Annotated in this window: 22 protein-coding genes; 19 read left to right on the top strand and 3 right to left on the bottom strand. The window is 50.2% G+C overall.

Annotated elements, in window-relative coordinates; all coding sequences use genetic code 11:
- Window position 1 precedes the first annotated feature (1 nt).
- From ET33_RS22565 to ET33_RS22495, 15 genes are read left to right on the top strand one after another with little or no spacing between them, the layout of a single operon-like run.
- Window positions 2-730, top strand: coding sequence for a YveK family protein (locus tag ET33_RS22565; RefSeq protein ID WP_036687040.1), 729 nt, complete (start codon window positions 2-4; stop codon window positions 728-730).
- Window positions 714-1,361, top strand: coding sequence for a CpsD/CapB family tyrosine-protein kinase (locus ET33_RS22560; protein WP_051775527.1), 648 nt, complete (start codon window positions 714-716; stop codon window positions 1,359-1,361). The genes ET33_RS22565 and ET33_RS22560 overlap by 17 nt, the downstream gene beginning before the upstream one ends.
- A gap of 21 nt (window positions 1,362-1,382) precedes the next feature.
- Window positions 1,383-2,816, top strand: a complete 1,434-nt coding sequence (locus ET33_RS22555; protein ID WP_036687176.1) for an O-antigen ligase family protein — start codon at window positions 1,383-1,385, stop codon at window positions 2,814-2,816.
- The gene (locus tag ET33_RS22550; RefSeq protein ID WP_051775525.1) at window positions 2,813-4,207 is read left to right on the top strand and encodes an oligosaccharide flippase family protein; all 1,395 of its coding nucleotides are present in this window, start codon (window positions 2,813-2,815) and stop codon (window positions 4,205-4,207) included. The genes ET33_RS22555 and ET33_RS22550 overlap by 4 nt, the downstream gene beginning before the upstream one ends.
- Before the next feature lie 48 nt (window positions 4,208-4,255).
- Window positions 4,256-5,413, top strand: coding sequence for a glycosyltransferase family 4 protein (locus ET33_RS22545; RefSeq protein ID WP_036687038.1), 1,158 nt, complete (start codon window positions 4,256-4,258; stop codon window positions 5,411-5,413).
- Between the two features lie 56 nt (window positions 5,414-5,469).
- A complete protein-coding gene (locus tag ET33_RS22540) occupies window positions 5,470-6,633 on the top strand; it encodes a glycosyltransferase family 4 protein (RefSeq protein ID WP_036687037.1) in 1,164 nt (387 codons plus the stop codon).
- A gap of 15 nt (window positions 6,634-6,648) precedes the next feature.
- On the top strand, window positions 6,649-7,782 hold the full coding sequence (locus ET33_RS22535; protein ID WP_036687035.1) for a glycosyltransferase: 1,134 nt from the start codon (window positions 6,649-6,651) through the stop codon (window positions 7,780-7,782).
- Window positions 7,783-7,806: 24 nt separating this feature from the next.
- A complete protein-coding gene (locus tag ET33_RS22530) occupies window positions 7,807-9,240 on the top strand; it encodes an O-antigen ligase family protein (protein WP_051775524.1) in 1,434 nt (477 codons plus the stop codon).
- Between the two features lie 15 nt (window positions 9,241-9,255).
- Window positions 9,256-10,632, top strand: a complete 1,377-nt coding sequence (locus ET33_RS22525) for a lipopolysaccharide biosynthesis protein (protein ID WP_063761684.1) — start codon at window positions 9,256-9,258, stop codon at window positions 10,630-10,632.
- Between the two features lie 22 nt (window positions 10,633-10,654).
- Window positions 10,655-11,434, top strand: a complete 780-nt coding sequence (locus ET33_RS22520; protein ID WP_036687033.1) for a glycosyltransferase family 2 protein — start codon at window positions 10,655-10,657, stop codon at window positions 11,432-11,434.
- A gap of 16 nt (window positions 11,435-11,450) precedes the next feature.
- Entirely contained in the window at window positions 11,451-12,641 is a 1,191-nt protein-coding gene (locus ET33_RS22515; RefSeq protein ID WP_051775522.1) for a glycosyltransferase family 4 protein, read from the top strand.
- Complete coding sequence (locus ET33_RS22510; protein WP_036687029.1) at window positions 12,638-14,005, top strand: sugar phosphate nucleotidyltransferase; 1,368 nt, start codon at window positions 12,638-12,640, stop codon at window positions 14,003-14,005. Before ET33_RS22515 ends, ET33_RS22510 begins: the two co-directional genes overlap by 4 nt.
- A 42-nt stretch (window positions 14,006-14,047) precedes the next feature.
- Window positions 14,048-14,362 carry a hypothetical protein gene (locus ET33_RS22505; protein ID WP_036687027.1) on the top strand — a complete coding sequence of 105 codons (315 nt, stop codon included), beginning with the start codon at window positions 14,048-14,050 and terminating at the stop codon, window positions 14,360-14,362.
- Window positions 14,363-14,398: 36 nt separating this feature from the next.
- Window positions 14,399-15,136 carry an L-type lectin family protein gene (locus ET33_RS22500; protein ID WP_152570685.1) on the top strand — a complete coding sequence of 246 codons (738 nt, stop codon included), beginning with the start codon at window positions 14,399-14,401 and terminating at the stop codon, window positions 15,134-15,136.
- A 37-nt stretch (window positions 15,137-15,173) separates the two neighbouring features.
- Window positions 15,174-15,965 (top strand): SGNH/GDSL hydrolase family protein, encoded by a 792-nt coding sequence (locus ET33_RS22495; protein ID WP_051775521.1) that lies wholly within the window; start codon window positions 15,174-15,176, stop codon window positions 15,963-15,965.
- Between the two features lie 56 nt (window positions 15,966-16,021).
- Here ET33_RS22495 and ET33_RS22490 read toward each other — a convergent pair whose 3' ends face one another.
- On the bottom strand, window positions 16,022-16,390 hold the full coding sequence (locus ET33_RS22490; protein WP_010496287.1) for a helix-turn-helix domain-containing protein: 369 nt from the start codon (window positions 16,388-16,390) through the stop codon (window positions 16,022-16,024).
- A 492-nt stretch (window positions 16,391-16,882) separates the two neighbouring features.
- On the opposite strand from ET33_RS22490, the gene ET33_RS39000 reads away from it, so the two are divergent.
- The gene (locus tag ET33_RS39000) at window positions 16,883-17,059 is read left to right on the top strand and encodes a hypothetical protein (protein WP_161783564.1); all 177 of its coding nucleotides are present in this window, start codon (window positions 16,883-16,885) and stop codon (window positions 17,057-17,059) included.
- Window positions 17,060-17,189: 130 nt separating this feature from the next.
- On the opposite strand, the gene ET33_RS22485 is transcribed toward ET33_RS39000, so the two are convergent.
- Window positions 17,190-17,561, bottom strand: coding sequence for a helix-turn-helix domain-containing protein (locus tag ET33_RS22485; RefSeq protein WP_036687021.1), 372 nt, complete (start codon window positions 17,559-17,561; stop codon window positions 17,190-17,192).
- A 268-nt stretch (window positions 17,562-17,829) separates the two neighbouring features.
- Between ET33_RS22485 and ET33_RS22480 the strand changes: the two genes are divergently transcribed.
- Together ET33_RS22480 and ET33_RS38995 are read left to right on the top strand one after the other, a co-directional pair.
- A complete protein-coding gene (locus ET33_RS22480) occupies window positions 17,830-18,171 on the top strand; it encodes an XRE family transcriptional regulator (RefSeq protein ID WP_036687018.1) in 342 nt (113 codons plus the stop codon).
- Window positions 18,172-18,342: 171 nt separating this feature from the next.
- Window positions 18,343-18,498 (top strand): hypothetical protein, encoded by a 156-nt coding sequence (locus tag ET33_RS38995; protein WP_161783563.1) that lies wholly within the window; start codon window positions 18,343-18,345, stop codon window positions 18,496-18,498.
- Between the two features lie 65 nt (window positions 18,499-18,563).
- Here the strand turns inward: ET33_RS38995 and thpR are convergent, their stop codons facing one another.
- A complete protein-coding gene (gene thpR, locus ET33_RS22475) occupies window positions 18,564-19,130 on the bottom strand; it encodes an RNA 2',3'-cyclic phosphodiesterase (protein ID WP_036687016.1) in 567 nt (188 codons plus the stop codon).
- Window positions 19,131-19,235: 105 nt separating this feature from the next.
- On the opposite strand from thpR, the gene serC reads away from it, so the two are divergent.
- Window positions 19,236-20,324 carry a 3-phosphoserine/phosphohydroxythreonine transaminase gene (serC, locus tag ET33_RS22470; RefSeq protein ID WP_036687013.1) on the top strand — a complete coding sequence of 363 codons (1,089 nt, stop codon included), beginning with the start codon at window positions 19,236-19,238 and terminating at the stop codon, window positions 20,322-20,324.
- The last annotated feature ends 41 nt before the right edge of the window (window positions 20,325-20,365 follow it).

Below are 20,365 nucleotides of genomic sequence, written 5' to 3'. Positions count from 1 at the left end.
TATGGATTTTGTATATTATGTCCGGGCAGTGAGAAAGAAACTGCTGTGGATCGTCTCATTTGTGCTTATTGCTTGCTTGACTTCGTTCTATGTCACGTATAAAATTCTTCCCCCTTCTTACGAGTCGTCCGTTAGGCTCATCGTAAACAGCGGAGACAAACTGGACTTGGGTGCGGTCAATACCAACATCTTGTTAATTAACACGTTCAAGGAATTGATTAAATCTCCTACGGTGCTTAACAAAACGGTATCCGAATACCCCGATCTGAAGCTATCCTCCGAGGATTTGTCCAAGAAGCTGAAGGTGAGCTCGTCCAAGGACTCTCAGCTGCTGACCATTTCCATTACGCAAAGCTCTTATGAGTACGGCAATCAGATTGTAAATGCCGTCGCCAAAGTGTTCCAATCGCAGGTTGCGAACATTATGCAGGTGCACAACATTTACATTCTCCCGGACGGGCCGGCAGACGGCGAAGCGCCGAAGGCGGCTTCGAAGCTGCTGATCAACGTGCTGTTAGCGTTTGTGGTATCGCTGCTGCTGTCGGTAGGTTTTATTATTGCAAGAGAAACGCTTGACGATACGATCAAAAACCCGGCTGTCTTGGAAGCCGAGCTCGGCTTGATCCCCTTAGGCAACGTATCCGTCACGACCAAGAAAGATTGGAAGCGGCGGGAAGCGAAAACAATGAATCGAAAAGTTGGTGATCCGACGTATGCCAAGCTCAGTTAATACCGCTTTAATTACGCTAACAAATCCGAAGGCGCAAGCCTCCGAAGATTACAAGTCCATTCGTACGAAGCTGGAATATTCGTTTCGCACGAATGAAGCCAAGAACATCATCTTGATTTCTTCAATTAAGCCCAGGGAAGGGAAATCGCAGTTGACGGCTAACTTGGCCGTCTCCTTCGCCCAAGCGGGCAAGCAGGTCCTGCTGATCGACGCCAACCTTCGCGAACCGGTTCAGCACCACTATTTTCACATCTCCAACGAAGAAGGGCTTTCCAACCTTTTGACGGAACAACTGGCGTTGAAAAATGCCGTCGTGCGTACCCATGTCGAGGGGCTTAGTGTCCTTCCGGCGGGAGAAGTTACGGGATTGCATCCGACGGAGCTGCTGGCCTCGGAAACGCTGGGGCTGACCTTGCGTCAGCTCGCGGGCGAATACGACCTCGTATTTATCGATTCGCCCGCTGCGGAGTGGACGACGGACAGCTTGATGCTGGCGGCCCAGTGTGACGGCGTGGTGCTTGCCGTAAAGCATAAAACCGTGAAATTGGACGAAGTGCGAAAATGGAAGAAAAACCACGAGCAAGTGAACGCTCGTTTAATCGGATTTGTGTTTATGGAATCAGAAACGTAGATACGTTTTAAAAGGAGCAGTATGAAGATACCTATGCAAAAGAACGCGGGATGGTTGCATATTCCGGCGTGGATGTGGCTCGCCTTCATCGTTTCGGTAGGTGTCGGCTTTTTTTGCTCGATCCTTGAGAAGCAACTGGCCGTTCAATTAACGATCATCCTATCCGTGTTTTTTCCGGCCCTGATTTTGGCGGAGACCGATTCGAAGTGGTTAATCCCTTATATCTTGTTCGTATGGGCGGTTAACCCGGAAATACGCAGGTTGTTCGAGTGGTACCACAACGAATATCATCCGGTTTCTTTGTTTAGCGTATTGCCGCTGCTGGTCACGTTGTCGGTCGTCATCCCGATTCTGCGGAGACGCTGGGAGATGACGCCCGTTATCCGCAATGTACTGATCTTGTTTTTAATCGCCTTAATTTACGGGCTTGCGGTCGGGATGATACGGAACGGGTTTGCCAGCCTGTTCGATTTTGCGAATTATATTGTCCCTCTGCTGTTTTTAGTGTATGCCGAGCTCCGCTCCCACGGACACGCGGAGCGCCGTTTGTGGATGAAATCGTATGTGAATATCGCTTTGCTTGTGGCCGTTTACGGCATCATTCAATTTTTTGTCGTTCCGCCTTGGGACGCTTTTTGGATGAACGAAGTGGAAATGTCGACAAACGGGCTGCCTCTGCCTTACGAAATCCGCGTCTTTTCTTCCTTGAACTCGCCGGGTCCGGCGGGCATGTTTATGTCCGTTGCTTTGTTGGCCATGCTGGTCGAGAAAGAGTGGCGGGGCTTCATGGGGTGGCTTGGCGTGCCTGTGATGGCTTTGGGATTAATCATTACGTTGGTTAGAGCGTCCTGGGTGACGATGGTGTTGGCGATCTTGCTCTACCTGATGCTGAGCAATGCCAAACGACGCGCGCAAGGCTTATTGCTGATCTGTGCGATTGCCCTATTGGGCGTTGGTCTTATCCCGGTCGTTCCAGGCGGGGACAAATTGGTCGAACGGTTCCAATCGCTCGGCAATATCAATGACGACTATTCGTATAACGACCGGATGGAATTCACGGTAAATATGATTCCCAAGCTGCTTGGGAATCCGTTCGGCGAAGGATTGGGCAGCGTAGGAACAGGGACGAAATTGGAAAATGGCGGACAATTGGGGCAGTATGGAAACTTTGACAACGGCTTTTTCGCTTTGTTTTTGACCTTCGGAATTTTTGGCGCCGTTGTATTTTTTAGAGCCATCTGGCTGTATGCGAAACAGTTGTTCCGATTGCACAAAACAGCCGGTCAAGCCGATCAAAAATACGTTCGACTGGCGCTTTGCGTCTTGGTCAGTGCCGTATGCTACTTAACATTCGAAAATAGAATGTCAGGGATTGGAGCAGCCATTGTATGGTTTGTCGCCGCTTTAGGGATGAAGCCTCTTCCGGCTATCGAACGAATTGAGGAGAGAAAATGAACAGTTTCATGTCCTTGTTTCGCAAGGGATTGGATATTTCCAACGTATACGGCTTAGTCAAAAGCCTGTTTACCAGAAAAGATAGTACGGCCAGCTCGATCAGCACGGTGACCGTGACCATGCTGATCTTTCTATTGAACTTGATCACCGGAATCCTGACGGCCAGATATCTCGGTCCGGTCGGCAAAGGCGAGCTTTCCGCGATGACGCTCTGGTTTATTTTTTTGGCCGGCATGCTCATGCTGGGGATTCCCTCCGCGCTGTTGTTTAATTTGAAGAAGCGCCAGGAGGATTCCCCCGGGCTGTACGTAGCGGGAGTACTGTTATGTCTGGTGACCGGCTGTGCGGCTTTGCTGATAGGCTTCATCGGTATCCCTTATTGGCTGCACGGCTATTCTCCGGAAGTGGTTCGATACGCACAATGGTTTATGTTGGCTTCGCCCGTATTGCTTTTAGAATATATCAACAACTCGGTTTTGCAGGCTAGGGGGGAATTTACACTTTTTAATAAATTGCGTATTTTACCCCATATCGGGACTGTGCTGATCCTTCTCGTATTAATTTTCACGAATAAGCTGACGCCCATCAGCGGAGCTGTTGCTTATGCGCTGCCGACCATTCCCATTACCTTGGGGCTGACGGTACGGTTGCTATGGCGGTATCTTCCTCGCTTGAAACAGATGAAGCAGTCCGTCAGCCATCTTGTTTCCTACAGCCTCCGGTCTTCCGGCGTAGATGTGATGGGCACGTTGATCATGTATATGGATCAGGTCGTCGTCATCATGCTTCTGTCCCCCTCTAATCTGGGGCTGTATCTGGTCGCGGTCAGTCTGGCCAAAGTGGTCAATGTGATTCAAACCTCGTTGGCCTTGGTCGTATTCCCCAAAGCGTCGGGCCTCCAAAAGGAGGAAGCGATTGAGCTCGTCAAAAAAGTGTTCCGCATCAGCGTATTCGTCACCCTGATCGTAGCGATTCTTTTTATGTTTGTCGGACCTTTGGTATTGAATTTGTTGTACGGCTCGCAGTATTACGAAGCGGTCAGCATATTTCGGATTCTGCTGCTGGAGGTTGTCATCGGAGGCGGAACGTTAATCTTGTCGCAAGCGTTTATGTCCGTCGGAAAACCCGGCATTTGCTCGATTCAACAAGTGATCGGTCTTTCCGTGAGCCTTGTGCTTATGGTGATGCTTGTTCCCAGATATGGCTTGCTGTTTACGGGAATATCGCTGCTTACCGCAACCTGCATTCGCTTTATATTCATATTGAGTCAATACAAGTTTACATTAAAAACTACAATTCCACGCCTGCTCATCACTCGTGACGATATCCGATGGTTGTTGCGCCAAGTGAATCTGGGAAGCCACGTAACGAAACAAACAAATGATGCGTGAAGGTCTCAAGAGGAGTGGTATTACTGGAGAAAGGATGGAAAAATTGCCATGCTTCGGGTTGCCTATTTGGATCATACGGCCAGGTGGAGTGGAGGAGAAGTCGCGCTGTATAACCTTCTTACGAATATGGACTCAACGGTCCATCCTTTGGTTATTCTTGCCGAGGAAGGACCGCTGGCCGAAAAGCTGCGGGAAAAAGGTATCGACGTTAGAGTCATGCTGCTCAAAGATAAAACGAGGAACCGGAACCGGAACAAACTGGACATGCATTTATTCGTCTCCGTTCTTGAATTTTTCCAGTACGGATTGAAAGTCGGCAAATTGCTGAAAAAGGAAAAAGTATCGTGCGTACACACGAACTCGTTGAAATCGGCCATCTATGGGGCAATCGCGGCCAAAAGCGCCATGATTCCTCTCGTCTGGCACATTCGGGATAACATTGCGGAGCCGTACCTCCGTCCTGTCATCGCCAAATTTATCCGCATCATGGCAAAGCTGCTGCCGAACGGAATTATTGCCAATTCCAAATCGACCATGTCTTCCCTGCATCTGTCCGAAGCGCAAAGCGTCAAAACGCTGGTTGCCTATTCTTCGTACAACGGCCCAATCGGATCGATGCTCGGTCAATCCCCGAACCGGAAGCAGTTTGTCATTTTGCTCGTAGGCCGGCTGGACGAATGGAAAGGACAGCATGTCCTGCTCGATGCCGCGAAGCGGTTCAAGGAGCAGCCGGAGGTCCAGTTTTGGCTGGCCGGCGACGCGTTGTTCGGCAACGACGGTTATAAAAAGCGGCTGCAACAGTTTATTGAAGACCACGATTTAACGAATGTGATGATGCTTGGGCACGTCGAGCATATCCAGTCCTTGCTGCAGCAAGCCGATCTGTTGGTCCACACCTCCATCATGCCGGAGCCGTTCGGGCAGGTCATTGTGGAAGGAATGGCGAACGGCTTGCCGGTCATCGCCTCGGATTTAGGGGGGCCGCGCGAGATCGTCGTGCCGCATGTCACCGGGCTGCTCATTCAGCCGGGCCAGCCGGATCTGCTGAGCGAAGCCATTCAATGGATGATCGATCATCCCGAGGAACGAAGGCACATGGCAGAAATGGGCATGACGCGTGTGCGGGAACATTTCTTGATCGAATCTACCGTCAAACGGATTACCGAATTTTATCCGATGGTCATTCAGGAGCAGAAGGTTCAGTGATGTGGGGTCGTCTTTCATTATAATTTTATAGGTAAGAAGGGAGGTTAATGTGTCGCATGTACCGCGTAGCTTACTTGGATCATACTGCCAGATGGAGTGGCGGTGAAGTGGCGCTGTTTAATCTGCTAACCAATCTTGATCAAACCGTAGAACCGTTAGTCGTGTTGGCAGAGGACGGACCGCTCGCTGAACGTTTAAGAGAAAAAGGAATGGACGTTCGAATTATCCATTTGGACGAGAAGGTTAGAAACAGAAATCGCAATACAATTAATTTCCAAGTATTCAGCTCTGCGATTAAAACTTATTTATACGGAAAAGCCGTTGGCAGAGTGCTTAGGGAAGAAAAAGTGGTCTGCGTTCATACGAATTCTTTGAAATCCGCCATCTACGGTGCCGTTGCCGCCAAGTCGGCCGGCATACCGCTCATTTGGCATATTCATGACATCATCGAGGCGCCGTATTTGCGAAAAATCGTCGCTTTTTTTATGAAGCTGATGGTGAAATATTTGCCGGACGGCGTCATCGCCAACTCCAATGCAACGATGGCTACTTTGAATTTGTCGCAAGCGACGTCCAAGAAAAAAACCATTGCCTACCCTTCTTACTTCGGTCAAATCGGGCGGAAGAACGAGCCGCAGCTTGAGGATAAGGACGACCGCTTTATCGTTCTGTTGGTCGGCAGGCTGGCCGATTGGAAAGGACAGCATATTTTGCTGGAAGCCGCAAAGTCCTTTGCCAAGCGGAATGTCGAGTTTTGGATCGCCGGCGACGCGCTGTTCGAAGCGGATGCGGTCTACAAGCAGCAGCTCATCCAATACATCCGTGAGAACGGCTTGTTTAACGTCAAGATGCTGGGACATGTGAACGATATTTCCCAATTGATGAGTCAAGCGGATTTGCTGGTTCACACGTCCGTCATACCGGAGCCTTTCGGCCAGGTGATCGTCGAAGGAATGGCGGTCGGGCTTCCGGTCATCGCTTCCAATGCGGGAGGGCCCCGAGAGATCGTGCTGAACGAAGAAACCGGCTTGCTCATTCCGCCGGGAAAAGCGGAGCGGTTAATTGAAGCCATTCAATGGATGATCGAGCATCCGGAAGAACGTAAGGAAATGGGCGAGAAGGCTATGAGCCGGGTGAAGGAGCTTTTCTTGATCGAACATACGGTTCAAAAAATTACGTCGTTCTATCCTCAAGTCATCAGCGGAAGAATAAAAATATAAAGGAGGCCTTCGGAGTTGAAAGTAGCGCTTGTTCACGATCTGTTGACGCAGATGGGCGGAGCCGAGCGGGTTGTTGCCGTTCTGCATCAAATGTATCCCGAAGCTCCGATCTACACGTTAGCCAGCAATTTCGACAAAATGATGCACGACTTGAAGGGCGCCGACATTCGGACAACATGGGCCCAAAAGATTCCCGGGGTCGAAGCCAATTTCAAGAAGCTGCTGCCAATCTATCCCATTGCTCTTCAGCAGATGGATTTTCGCGAATACGATGTCGTCATCTCGTCCAGCTTCGCTTTTGTGAAAGGAATCAAAGTTCCGAAAGAAACATTCCACCTCTGCTACTGCCATACCCCGATGAGGTTTGCGTGGGATTTCGAAACGTACATCTCGCGGGAATCCTATTCGCCTCTCATCAAAAACGGGCTGCGATTTTATGTGAAATATTTGAAATACTGGGACCGGAAAACGGCCGGCCGGGTGAATGAGTATATCGCAAACTCTACGATCGTGAAAGAACGGATTCAGCATTGCTACAACAGGGAGTCCAGCGTTATTTTCCCCCCGGTCGAAACGGAGCGTTACCGGATCTCGGAGCAGGTGGACGACTTTTATTTGATCGTTTCGCGTCTGATCCCTTACAAAAGAATCGATCTGGCGGTGGAGGCGTTCAATCAAATCGGCGCCAAGCTGTACGTGGTCGGCGGCGGGCCCGATCTGGAGCGGCTTCGCGGCATGGCCAAAAGCAACGTTCAATTTTTGGGCCGGTTGGAGGACGAAGAAGTCGCCAAGCTGATGTCGCAGTGCCGGGCGTTTATTTTTCCCGGGGAAGAAGATTTCGGCATTACGCCGCTTGAAGTCAACGCTGCGGGCCGTCCGGTTATCGCCTATAAGGGAGGCGGAGCGCTCGATACGATTCGTCCGCCGCTCAACGGCGTCTATTTTGAGCAGCCGACTGCGGCTTCGTTGGCCGATGCCGTCAGGCAGTGCGAGAGCATGACCTGGAACCCGGAGCTGATTCGGGCGCACGCGGAGAAATTCAGCGTCGACCGGTTTAAAAGCGAGTTCGACAAGCATCTGCAAACAAAATACCGCGCATTTCTCGAAAGCACGAACCAAAGAAAGTCTGTTGGCGTTTCGCTGTCTTAAAGACACTGTAGGAGGAACGGCCAATTGCTTAAAACAGGATACTTAAAAATAAGCGGCAAATTATACGGCCATTGGATAGGAAAAATCATTCTGTCTTGGTTGCTTGCAGGTTATTTAGGCTATGCCATCGGATTAAAAAGCGGCGATTCCATGATGCAACTGGTTGTCGTCATGCTCGTCGTCTTTCCGGCTTTACTGCTGGCATGGCATAATTCGCTGTGGTTTCTTCCTTACAATCTGTTTGTTTGGGTCACGGCGCCCGAAATGCGAAGAATCTACGATTGGCTGACGGAGTCTTACCACTCGATGTCGATGATCAGCGTCCTTCCGCTCGTCGTCAGCCTGCTTATGGTCATCCCGATCGTCCGCGCCCTGGGCGATTTTCCCGGGCAAGCGGGCAAGGGCCTGCTGTGGCTGCTTGGGGCAATGGGATATGCGCTGCTTATCGGGCTTGCGCGTAACGGATCGGCCAGTCTGTTTGACCTGGCCAATACGCTTGTGCCTTTACTGTGGGTGCCTTATATCGTTGCTTACCGTCCGACGGTTCAAGAGCGCGATACCTGGATGATCAGCTTCGTCCATCTTGCCATCTTCATCGCCTGCTACGGGCTGATCCAATTTGTTGCGGTTCCTCCATGGGATGCGTTTTGGATGGATTATTCGGGAATGACGTCGATCGGCAAGCCCAACCCATTTGAAATCCGGGTATTTTCGACGCTCAACTCTCCGGGTCCCGCGGGCAGCTATCTTTCGTTGGCGCTTGCCGCGATGCTGCTGGTCAAAAAATGGCGGGGGGCTCTCGGATGGGCCGGCGTCATGCTAGTGGCTCTGGGCTCGATTGTGACCTTGGTGCGTTCGGGTTGGGTACTGGCGGCCGTCGCCTTAATCGTCTTTATCGCGATTTCGAAAGAAATGAACCGCTTGAAATCGTTTAGCATTCTCGCCGGCTTCGTCCTGTTCGTTTACGCGTGCTTGCTGGTTGTACCGCAAGGACAGGAGCTGATGAACCGGTTTGCCACTTTTGGCGATATGGAGAACGATCATTCGTTTAACGAAAGGATGGATTTGACCAACCAGCTGCTGCCGATGTTACTTAGCAATCCGCAGGGCTTGGGATTGGGCGGTGTAGGGACGGCCACGCGATTGCAGAACGGCGGCGAGCTTAGCCAAGAAACCGGCGTATTCGATAGCGGGATAGGCAGTATTATGATGACCTACGGTCTGATTGGAACTGCCGCTTTTTGCTATGGACTTTGGAGCTTGTTCAAAAGTTTGTGCAGTCAACAGGGGTTGGGCTTAAGGGAGAGAAGCTATACGCGATTCGGCATTGCCGTCATGACCGCTTCATTCACCAATTTGTTTTTCTCCAACAGCTACAATTCCATTCTAGGCGTATTGATATGGTTTTGCGTTGCTATGGGCTGGAATGGCTCCGAACCATCAACTAAAGGAGACTAAAGGATGTCGCGGCTCATGTCTATATTACCCGAAAAAGCGTTGAAAAGGTTCATCCCTTTATGGACCGGTCTTCAGAACAAGTTGAGTAAAAAATCAAGCGCGGCCAATACGATAAGAACCATCATGACCAGCATGTTTATCGTTCTTCTGAACCTCGGAACGGGGATCATTTGCGCCCGTTTCTTAGGCCCGGTCGGGAGAGGGGAGCAATCAGCGATCATGCTCTGGCCGTCGCTGCTCGGGCAATTGTTTACGCTCGGCCTGCAAACCTCCGTGATCTACAACATGAAGAAAAATCCGCAGGAATCCGGAAACTTTATTTATACCGCGTGCCTGATTCATCTGGGAACCAGCGTATTCATTACGGCGCTAGGCATCTGGTTTGTTCCGGTCTGGCTGAGCTCTTATTCGCATGAAACGGTGGTTTTGGCACAAATTTTGATGTTTTTTGCGCCAAGCGTACTTTTTACGAACTATTTAAACGCCGTCATGCAGGGACGCGAAGATTTCAAGGGATTTAACCGAAGACGATATTTGCCTGTTGTCGCGACGCTGATCATGCTGTTGGGACTGGCGCTCACAGGCCATCTAACGCCGTTCACCTCGGCCTTATCGTATTTTCTTCCCAATGTGCCGGTTGGGATTTATACCGTATATCAGCTGTTTCGCGTGTACAAAACTTCGTTGAAAGGCATCGTCTCGTCGGTCAAGAGGCTGATCACGTATGGTCTTTCTTCCTACTTGATCGATATTGTGGCGACGCTCACTTTGTTCATGGACCAGGTGGTAATGGTGCGGTTAATGACACCGACCGACCTGGGGCTCTATTTGGTCGCTTTAAGCCTTGCGCGGATGGTCGGCATTTTTCAAAATGCCATTGCGATTGTCCTGCTGCCTAAAGCCGCAGGCATGAGCAGGGACGAGACCATTTCGCTCACGATGAAAGTATTCCGGATCGCTTCGACAGGCACCTGCATCATTGCCTTGGTTTTAATGGTTATTTCGCCGACGGCGCTCATCTTGTTGTATGGCGAGAAATATAGGGAAGCGACAGGTATTATTTGGATCTTGCTTCTTGAGACGGCATTAAGCGGTGCGGTCTGGGTGTTGGCGCAAACCTTCATGGCTTTGGGAAAACCCGGAAAGGTATCCCTTCTCCAAGCTATAGGTCTCTCCATTAGCATTCCGCTGCTCATCATCCTGGTTCCGCGCTTCGGCTTGACGGGAGCGGCTTGTGCGCTGTTAGCGGCAACCTTTGTCCGATTTTGCTTCATCATGTTTCAATTCCCGCTCAGCTTGAAGGTCCCGATGCCGCGTCCTGTCCCGACACAGGGCGATTTATTATGGTTTAAGCAGAAAATCACGCAACGGCTCAAATCAAATGCTACCTAAATAGAAAGGAGTCAATCAGGAGATGGACCACTCCGAGGTCAAGCGCATATCGGTTACGATTATCGCTCAAAACGAGGAGCAACGAATCGCCAAAGCCGTTGTTTCATGTCAGGATTTTGCGGATGAGATTGTTGTTATCGATGGGGGAAGCAAGGATGCGACGGTGGAAATCGCCGAGAGCTTAGGCTGCAAAGTATTTTTCAATCCATGGCCCGGCTTTGCCAAGCAACGCAATTTTGCCGCGGAGAAGGCGACCCACGATTGGATCTTTTTCATCGATACGGATGAATTTGCGAACGAGGAACTGAAAAATTCCATTAAGCAGTGGAAAGCAGGGAAAACGGCCGACGCTGATATATACAACATCTACCGGATCGGCAATTTTATGGGGAAGTGGCTCGATAAAGGGGAGCATCTTCCGCGGATGTATAACCGGAAAGTCACCTCCATTAAAGAGACGGAGGTTCACGAAGGACCGGAACCGGAAGGGCGCAAGATCGGATTTATGCCGGGAATCCTATGGCATGACGGCTACCGCAGCATCGATGACCATGTGATCCGGTTTAATAAATACACCGCCTTGGAAGCGCAAAAAGCTCTTTCGTCCAACCAAAGTTTCAGTCTGATGCGGCTGCTGTTCCGCCCGGTTCTGCGCTTCGGGCAAAAATATTTTGTTCACGGGCTGTTCAAGAAAGGGCTGGCCGGTCTCACGGTTGCGACTCTGTGGGCTTATTACGAATATTTGACGCAAATTAAGCTGTATGAATTAAAAAGGGTTCAAAATAGCGGAGTTGCCGAATAAAGGTAGGGGGATCAGCATGTCAATATTACGAATATTGGCAACGGGAATGGGATGGCCCGTGTATCAGCCAGGAGGATTAAACACTTATTTTCGATCGATATGCGAGAAGCTTTCCGAAATCCATGATCTGGAAGCCATGGTGAGCAGCCCGGAGCAGCCGGTGCATCAGGGAATCAAAATCATCCAGGCCACGCAGCCCCATAAAATGATGCTGATGCGGCAATGGGCCTTCCGAAAAAAAGCGGCAGCCATTATGAACAGCCGTCCGATCGATGTGCTTTATACGCACTTTTCGCCGTATGCTCTGGGCCCGGCTCTAGAAGCGAAGAAGCGGAATATTCCCGTGGTGATGAGCTTTCACGGCCCGTGGGCGAACGAATTGGGCGTGGAGAAGCTTGATTTGGTTAACCGGCTGAGAAACTCGGTGGCCCGGAAGATCGAGATGAGCACATACCGGCTTGGCGACCGCTTTATTGTATTGAGCCAATTTTTTAAAGACATTTTACACGAATCGTACGGTATTCCGTTGGATAACATCGAGATTGTGCCCGGAGCGACCAATATCGATAACTTCAAGCCGGCCTCCGATCGGCAAAAGACAAGGGCCGAGCTGAACATCCCTTCCGATCGGTTTGTCGTATTAACCGTGAGACGCTTGGTCAAGCGGATGGGATTGCTCAACTTGCTGGAAGCCTGGAAAACGGTTGTGCTTGAGGAGCCGAACAGTCTCCTGCTCATCGGCGGAAGGGGGCCGCTTGCCGACGAATTGAAGGAGAAAATCCGCGAATACGGCCTTGCGGATCATGTTCGTTTGCTAGGATATGTGCCGGAGGACCAGCTCCCCTTGTATTATCAATCCTCGGATTTGTTCGTTGTTCCGACCCAGGCGTTGGAAGGCTTCGGCTTGATCACCATAGAGGCTCTCGCCAGCGGCGTACCGGTGGTAGCGACTCCCATCGGAGGGAACAAGGAGATTTTGACGCCGTTCGACTCCCGGTTTTTGTTCAAGGATACGAGCGCCGACGCCATTGCCGAAGGGCTGGTTCGTCTGTACCGGGAGCGGGAGACATGGCCTACTTCGGAGGTCTGCCGCAACTTCGTGCTGTCCAAATATACGTGGAGTCATGCGGCGAATCACGTGAACGAGGTATTGCTGCGAACCGCGGGCGAGCCAAACGATATCATGAAAAGGATGTGTATCTCATGAAATATATTTTATTGTCCGGCGGCTCCGGTAAGCGTCTCTGGCCGTTATCGAACGATACGAGATCGAAGCAATTTCTGAAGGTGCTGCGCAACGAAGAAGGGCAGCTCGAATCGATGGTCGAGCGGGTATGGCGGCAGCTGAAAAGCGCCGATATCGATCAGTCCGCCTATGTGGCGACGGGAAAGGTGCAGCGGGAAATTTTGCAAAGCCAGATCGGTGAGCAGGTTCCCTTGATCATCGAGCCGGAGAGACGCGATACGTTTCCGGCAATCGCTCTGGCTGCCGTCTATTTGTACTCCGTGGAAAGCGTAAGTCTCGAAGAATGCGTAGCGATTCTTCCCGTCGATCCTTATGTGGAAGATCCGTTCTTCGAGCATATCAAAAAGCTGGAGCATGTGCTGCGGGAATCGAGGGCGGACTTGGCGCTTATGGGGGTAAAACCAACTTTTCCATCTGAAAAATACGGATATATCGTGCCGGAGCCGAGCCCGGACACCGGTGAAACGTTCATGAGAGTGGCCAGCTTTCAAGAAAAGCCGACACAAAGCAAAGCGGAGGAGCTGATTGCCCAATCCGCGCTTTGGAATTGCGGGATCTTCGCGTTTAAGCTCGACTTCATCATCACGCTGTTGATTAAAAAAGGCCTCCCTATCCAGTATGAGGAATTGGCCCGGCAGTACGGAAAAATGGACAAAATCAGCTTCGATTATGAAGTTGTCGAGAAAACGAAAAATATCGCCATGCTGTCGTACGACGGGGTATGGAAAGACCTGGGCACCTGGAATACGCTGACGGAAGAGATGAGTACGCCGATTATCGGCACGGGAATCATGACGGATGCCAGTCAAAATACGCATTTGATCAACGAGTTGAACATTCCCATTACCGTGCTGGATGTGCCGGATATAGTCGTTGCAGCGAGTCCGGACGGAATTCTTGTGGCGAGCAAGGAATCGACGCCGAAGATCAAAGACATCATCAAATCGATCGAGCAGCCCCCCATGTATGAGGAAAGGGTCTGGGGAAAATACAGAATCTTGGATTGCGTACTTGGCGAGAATGACCACAAGGCGGTAACCCGAAGGCTGTGCATCTTGGCCGGTAAGCATCACAGCTATCAGGTTCATCGTTCGCACGACGAAGTGCTGACCGTGCTTTCCGGTACAGGGGAGATGATCCTCGATGAGCGGCTTCAGCCGGTTCAGGCAGGCGATGTCATCCGGATTCCGGCCGGTACGAGACACAGCATTCGTGCGCTGACCGATCTTGAGCTGATCGAAATCCAGAACGGCACCGGAGCTTTTGAAGAAAACACAGTCGAGCTGTGCACGACCTGGACGGAAATCGTCCGGCTATGCATTTAAGTAAACGTCAATGCATATTGTTGTGCATAGGAGATATGAAATATGATTTGTACCTGCGGCAATGAGATCAAGAAAGTGTTTTTCTTTGAAACAGATGAGGAATCGGGGAAAGGGACCAATTACGCGGTAAGCTTTGTGTGCACGGAATGCCAGGATAATAAAACCTACGATGTGAAAATATACAAGCGGCTTGCGGAATATTTGAATATCGATTATGAGCTCGTCTGTTCCTGCTTACGAATTTCCAAGGACAATCATAAACTGTATCTGGAGTCCAAGCGCTTATTGCAGCTATTAAATATTCCGGAGGAAGCCGGGGAGAACATTTTGAGCAAGCATTTGGCCACCGAAAAATAAACAAAGCCATCAGTCAACTAGAAGGGAGCAAACTACTTGAGACGAAAACTTATCCTTTTGTTCCCGTTTACGATTTTAATGATGGTATTATTTGCGCAGAAAGAGTCCGGACAGAATGTACCGCTCTTGAAATACGACGATACGCTGGCTTCGCCCGGAGCAAGGAATACGGGGACGCCTGCTCGATTAATTGCGGATACGTTTAAGGAAGATAGCGGGTTATGGAGCTATCGGGGAACGGCCTTCCGGGGAGAAGGGACGATGGTTTTAACGACCCCCAATCCGAATTTGGCGGGAGCCGCGTGGTTGAAGGCGAATGTGGCCGGCCGGTGGAAGGTCTCCTTCCGCTATAAGGCCGGGGGAGGTACGGGAGGGGACGGTTTTGCTTTTGTGTGGGTGGCGGGACCGTCGGAAGCGGTGCCTTCCGGAGGATATTTGGGCTTTGAGCCGGCGGAAGGCTACGCCGTTATTTTCGATAATTTTTACAATCCCGAATTAAATGATCCGGCGAGCAATTATATCGCCTTGGTGAAAGGAAACATTACCAATAAAATGGCTTCGTTTGAAACGGTGAAGACGGAAGATTACAATTGGCACGACGTTGACATAAAATTTACCGGAGAAAAGCTGATCGTCTTGCTGGACCGTGTGAAGGTGCTTTCCGAATCTGTCGATGGAACGGATTCGTTGCGAACGATCGGTTTCAGCGCAAGCACGGGAGAATATACAAATTCGCATATAATCACTAATTTTAGTATAGAGCTGGAACCATAATGATCCAAGGGACAACTGGAGAAGTGGAGGTCGCAGAATGAATCTACTGGATTTCATTAAAAGCATAATCATCGTATGGCTTGCCGGAATATCCCCGGACATGAATAACTCCTCGGGCTGCACCAATCCTGATTATTTTTTGGCCCATCGAACCGCTTGCCGTCAAATTTCTCCCGTAGTCAAGACGCTGGAATACGAAGCGGCACAAAACAAAGCCTTGTCGATATCTACGATGGGGAGCAGCGTCACAGGAGGCATGGGAGCCTCGCAGAAAGAGAAGAATTGGGTCAGTCAGCTGGTGCAGGCTTTGAAAAAACAGCCGGGGTTAAGCGGCTTGCAATTCAGCAACGGAGGAATTAACGGTTTTTCCACCCAAAATATGATCGATCATCAAATTCCCGACCGTATTATTCGCCAAAAGCCGACCATTGTTCTTTTTGAGACATGCCTATTGAACGATTACCTGCAAAATATACCGATCGAAACGACAAATAAAAACATTGAAACGATTGTGAACCAGCTAACGCAGGGCTTGCCGGAAAGCCGAATTGTTTTATTGTCTCCTAACCCCAGAAGACACGGGGAAGTGAAGAATAAGGCGGGGCTTACGTACGAGGATTACATTCAAGGCACCAAAGCGTTTATCGAGCAAAACGGCTGGGAATATATCGATATTTATAAGGAAATGAACGAGACTCTCGCGAAAAATAAAATAAATCTGGACGAAGTATTGAGCGATGCCACGCATCCCAATGACGAAGGGTACGACATATGGGCCAATATTGTGATTGAATATTTTTTAAAGGGTCCGAAGCCGGATAACGAATAGCCGGCGCGGAACATAGCGGAGCCCCAGACATTAGTCTGGGGCTTTATTTAAAATGCTCAAAAGGACCGCTCTGCCCGGACAAAGGCGATGAACCGCTTGGCTTCCTCCGGCGTGAGCTGTTTTCCGTCAATCGTAAGCGTAAAATGCTGTAAAATTCGTTCGTCCGACAGCTCCAGGCTGTCGACGAATTGTCTGACCTGCTGATCCAGCACCATCTCCGGGTCCTGAGTCCGGCCAAGCAAATAGTCGATCGATACTTTGAAATGATTGGCGATTTTCACCAGGGTATCGTAGTCGGGTTCCCGGCGGTTCTTCTCATAATGAGAGAGGGAGGCGCGGGAAATATCGAGTTTCAAGGATAGCTCTTCTTGAGTCAATCCTTGTTTTTCCCTTAATGCAGCGATGCGGTTTCCAATTTGCCCCAACTGTTCTCACCCCGATCATCTTAAGTATACGATAGTCCTCCGGATAGGACGAAATGTTTCGTTCTAGGTCTTTTCATTTGTTGCGAATGAGTCGTTGTGCCTAAACGATAACGAAAAAAACGATCCGGAGTAAACCATTTCAGGAGCAAACTTCCCAGACCAATTGAATGCGTTTGCTTCTTTTGTCACAGCGGGGCCTGTTTTCTATAAAGAACGGCCGTAACGGAGGGTCAAGCTCCCAGACTGTGTGAGGAAGTAATTAAATTATACATTACGTATCGACATTTGTGAAGGATGGTTCTTCCTTGTTTTGGGTGAATTTTGTTACCAAATGACAAGGAAAAGCGAAAAATTGGGTTACAATTTGTATCCGTTTTATGATACAATAAGTATACAAGATGCCATTGCAACTTATCCCTGATTTTTCAAATACACTTATTTGAAGCAGGGTGCTTCCCATACCCAAACCTTGTACAGGAGAGATTTGGAGTCATGAGCAGAAACGTTGCCCTTGATATTCGCATCACCATGAAGCAGCTTGGGATCCACCCTGACAAAATCAACCGTTTTTTGGACGAGGTTAAAGGTTGTCCGGAGCGTAATCATCCGGCCCGGGAGCTGCCCTCGGCCCAATCGTCCGTAACGCCCGGCCGCACGAAGCCAGGATAAGGTTCCGCCGCGAACCGTGCAGGACGCCCAATTGCCCATTATTGCCATAGCGGGGCGCATGTATACCTGATTGTATGGAAATGAGGATCGAGCTAGGCTGCTTGCTTAACAGGAGGGGAGGCTCGCAGCGTTATCTGAGCGATCTTTCGGCCCTTACGAAGGCGATGAACCGCTTCGCCTCGTCAAAAGTCAGTTTCATGCCGTCTACGGTTAAGGAGAATCGGTCGATAATCTTTTCGTCGGACAGCTCCAGACTATCTACGAAAGCCCGTACTTCCGGCTCCAGTACGACTCTTGGGTCCTCGGTTCTTCCCAATAAGTAATCGATGGATACCTTGAAAAAATCTGCAATTTTGACCACGGTGTCGTAGTCCGGCTCCCTTCGGTTTTTCTCGTAATGAGAGAGCGAAGCGCGCGAAATGTTGATTTTACTGGAGAGCTCTTCCTGAGTAAGCGCATGCTTTTCGCGGAGCAGAGCGATTTTGTCCCCGATTCTGACCATTTCCATTTCCCTCCAAAACATTGCCGATGTACTAGTCTCAGTATCACTTTTGTCGAAATCTGTTGAATTCAAGCTTGACTAGATTATACATTACGTAGCAAAGTTTGTGAAGAACCATATTTCAAAAAAAAGTTGCGGTCAATAGGCAAAAAATAATAAAATTTTTTAAATAACGATACAATATGTATCAAAATATGATACAATTAGTATGAATATAGGACTAGACCTATAAAACTCGGCCTTCGGGAAAACTAAGGAGGAATTAATCATGATCGGGGCACGAATTCAGTCCCTTCGGCATCAGAAACGCATGTCACTTACGGAGCTTGCAGCCCGCGCCGGCGTCGCCAAGTCTTATTTGAGTTCGATCGAAAGGGACTTGCAATCGAATCCGTCCATCCAATTTCTTCGGAAGCTCGCGCCCGTACTCGGCGTAAACGTACAAACGCTTATTTTGCACGATCAAGGGGACAAGCCCGAGATGCTGGACCAGGAATGGGTTCAATTGATTCAGGAGCTGAACGAGCTTGGCCTGAACAAAGAGTCGCTTCGCAAAATTGTCGTACAGCTGAAGATGAGACAACCGGTGACCTACGACCAGGCGCAGTGACAAAATAACCGATCTGTGCGCCTATTGTCGTGATTTGACAGACCCGCTAAAAAATTCTTTAGAGTCGATAAAATAGCCATTTTAGACTATCAAAAATGATGAACATTCCGTTACAATACAGAAATAGAACAAGGGAGACCCGGAGGATAACCATTGGAGAGAGAGGTAGCTATGGACAAAACCATATTGCTCGATATTCGAGATATGCTGCGTCAGTTAGGCATGAATCCAATGAAAGCCATGGAGTTTTTGACCATTGAGGAGATCATCCTTCCGCCCGAAGGGACGGTCCCACCGGACGAGGCCGCTCTCTTAGCCGGCGATTAGCCCTGCCTCAGGGGACGATGTCCTGCTGCCTTGCCTCTTCAAGCTCACCGATTGTTCGCGTTCTTTCAGCCGAGAGGAAAAGAGGCGATCCGCTCGTACATCGGACGGCTGCCCAAGCGGCTGCGATAAAGCACGGCTTCCTTAACCAGCCACGACGTCTGCCATTCGTCCGGCAGCGCAACGTCCAGCATTGCGGTATGGCTTCCGACCGGACCTGTAAATTTTCTTGCCAGCGTCAAATGCGGTTTATACGGACGGTTTTCCGCAGCGAACCCCAGCGTTTTCATCGCGTCCTCGATCCGGCGTTGAAGCTGCCCTAATTTCTCCACTTCTCCCTGCACCCCGGCCCACAGCACTGATGGGGCGTTCGGTTTGCCGAATACTCCCAAGCCTTGAAAATGAAGCGAGAAGGGAGCCGTGCTCTCAGCCGCTTGTCCGACCGATTCCGCGATTCGATCGATCCGGTCCCGCGCAACGTCGCCTAAGAACTGCAAAGTAAGATGCAAATCCTGAGGATGGACCCATCTGGCGAAGGCGAACCGGTCCTTCAGTCGCAGGACCCAAGACTCGGCGGAGGCGATCACGGCTTGAGGGGCAGGGACGGCAATGAACAGGCGGTCGGACGGTTCCATACGAGACTTCTCTCCTTTCGGATGTTCATGAAACTTACACTTGATGCGGCAATGCAACCTTTGCTATCATAACCATATCATATGAAAAGCGAAGGGGTTTTAAACATGTCCATGCGCGCTTATAACTTCAATCCCGGCCCGGCTGCGCTCCCGCTCGAAGTGCTGCAGAAAGCCCAAGAAACGTTCGTCGATTACAACGGCATCGGCATGTCGCTGACGGAGATCTCCCACCGCAGCAAGGAATATGAAGCGCTGAACCGTGAAACCCAAGAGCTGATGCTCGAACTGCTCGGTTTGTCGTCCGGTTATCAGGTATTGTTTCTGGGCGGCGGCGCCAGCATGCAATTTTCAATGATTCCGCTCAACTTCCTGAAGCCTGGCAAGGTCGGGAGCTACCTCGTAACGGGCAGCTTTTCCGAGAAGGCGTATCAGGATGCCAAAATTGTCGGGGAAGCGGTCATCACCGCCTCCAATAAAGAAACAAACTGGAGAAGCCTGCCGAAAGCAGGAGACCTTCGGATCGATCCGAACTCCGCTTACGTGCATATGACTACGAACAATACGATCGAAGGCTCGCAATGGTCCGATATTCCGGAAACGGGAGACATTCCACTGATCGGCGATATGACCAGCGGCATTTTGAGCCGTCCGATCGATGCCCATAAATTTGCGATGATTTATGCCGGGGCGCAAAAAAACCTTGGTCCTGCCGGCGTAACCGTTGCGGTCATCCGCGACGATCTGCTCCAGGAAGAGCCGAAGCATGTTCCCGTCATGCTGCGCTATACGACGCATGCCAAAAATCAGTCGCTGTACAACACGCCTCCCGTACATTCGATCTATGTCGTTAACCTGATGCTGAAATGGGTGAAGGAGAACGGCGGAGTAGAGGCGATGGAAAAGCAGAACGTCGCCAAGACGAAGCTTCTCTACGATGTCATCGATGCATCGGGCGGATTCTATACCGGAAACATTGCCGCAGACAGCCGTTCGATCATGAACGTCACATTCCGCCTGCCGAGCGAAGAGCTGGAGAAAGCCTTCGTCAAGGAATCGGAGAAGAACAACTTCGTCGGTCTGGCCGGTCACCGCAGCGTAGGAGGCATTCGCGCTTCCGCTTACAATGCGGTTCCTTACGAAGCTTGCGCAGCGCTGGCCGAATTTATGGTTGATTTCCAAAAACGCAACGGGTAATCGGACCCGTCAGGCAGCTTTCGCCACGGCATGAAGCCGAG

Origin of the sequence: Paenibacillus tyrphae (assembly GCF_000722545.1) — a bacterium.
Lineage (GTDB): Bacteria > Bacillota > Bacilli > Paenibacillales > NBRC-103111 > Paenibacillus_G > Paenibacillus_G tyrfis.
Note: the sequence above shows the minus strand (reverse complement) of the source record. Positions and strands in the feature narration are given on the sequence as shown.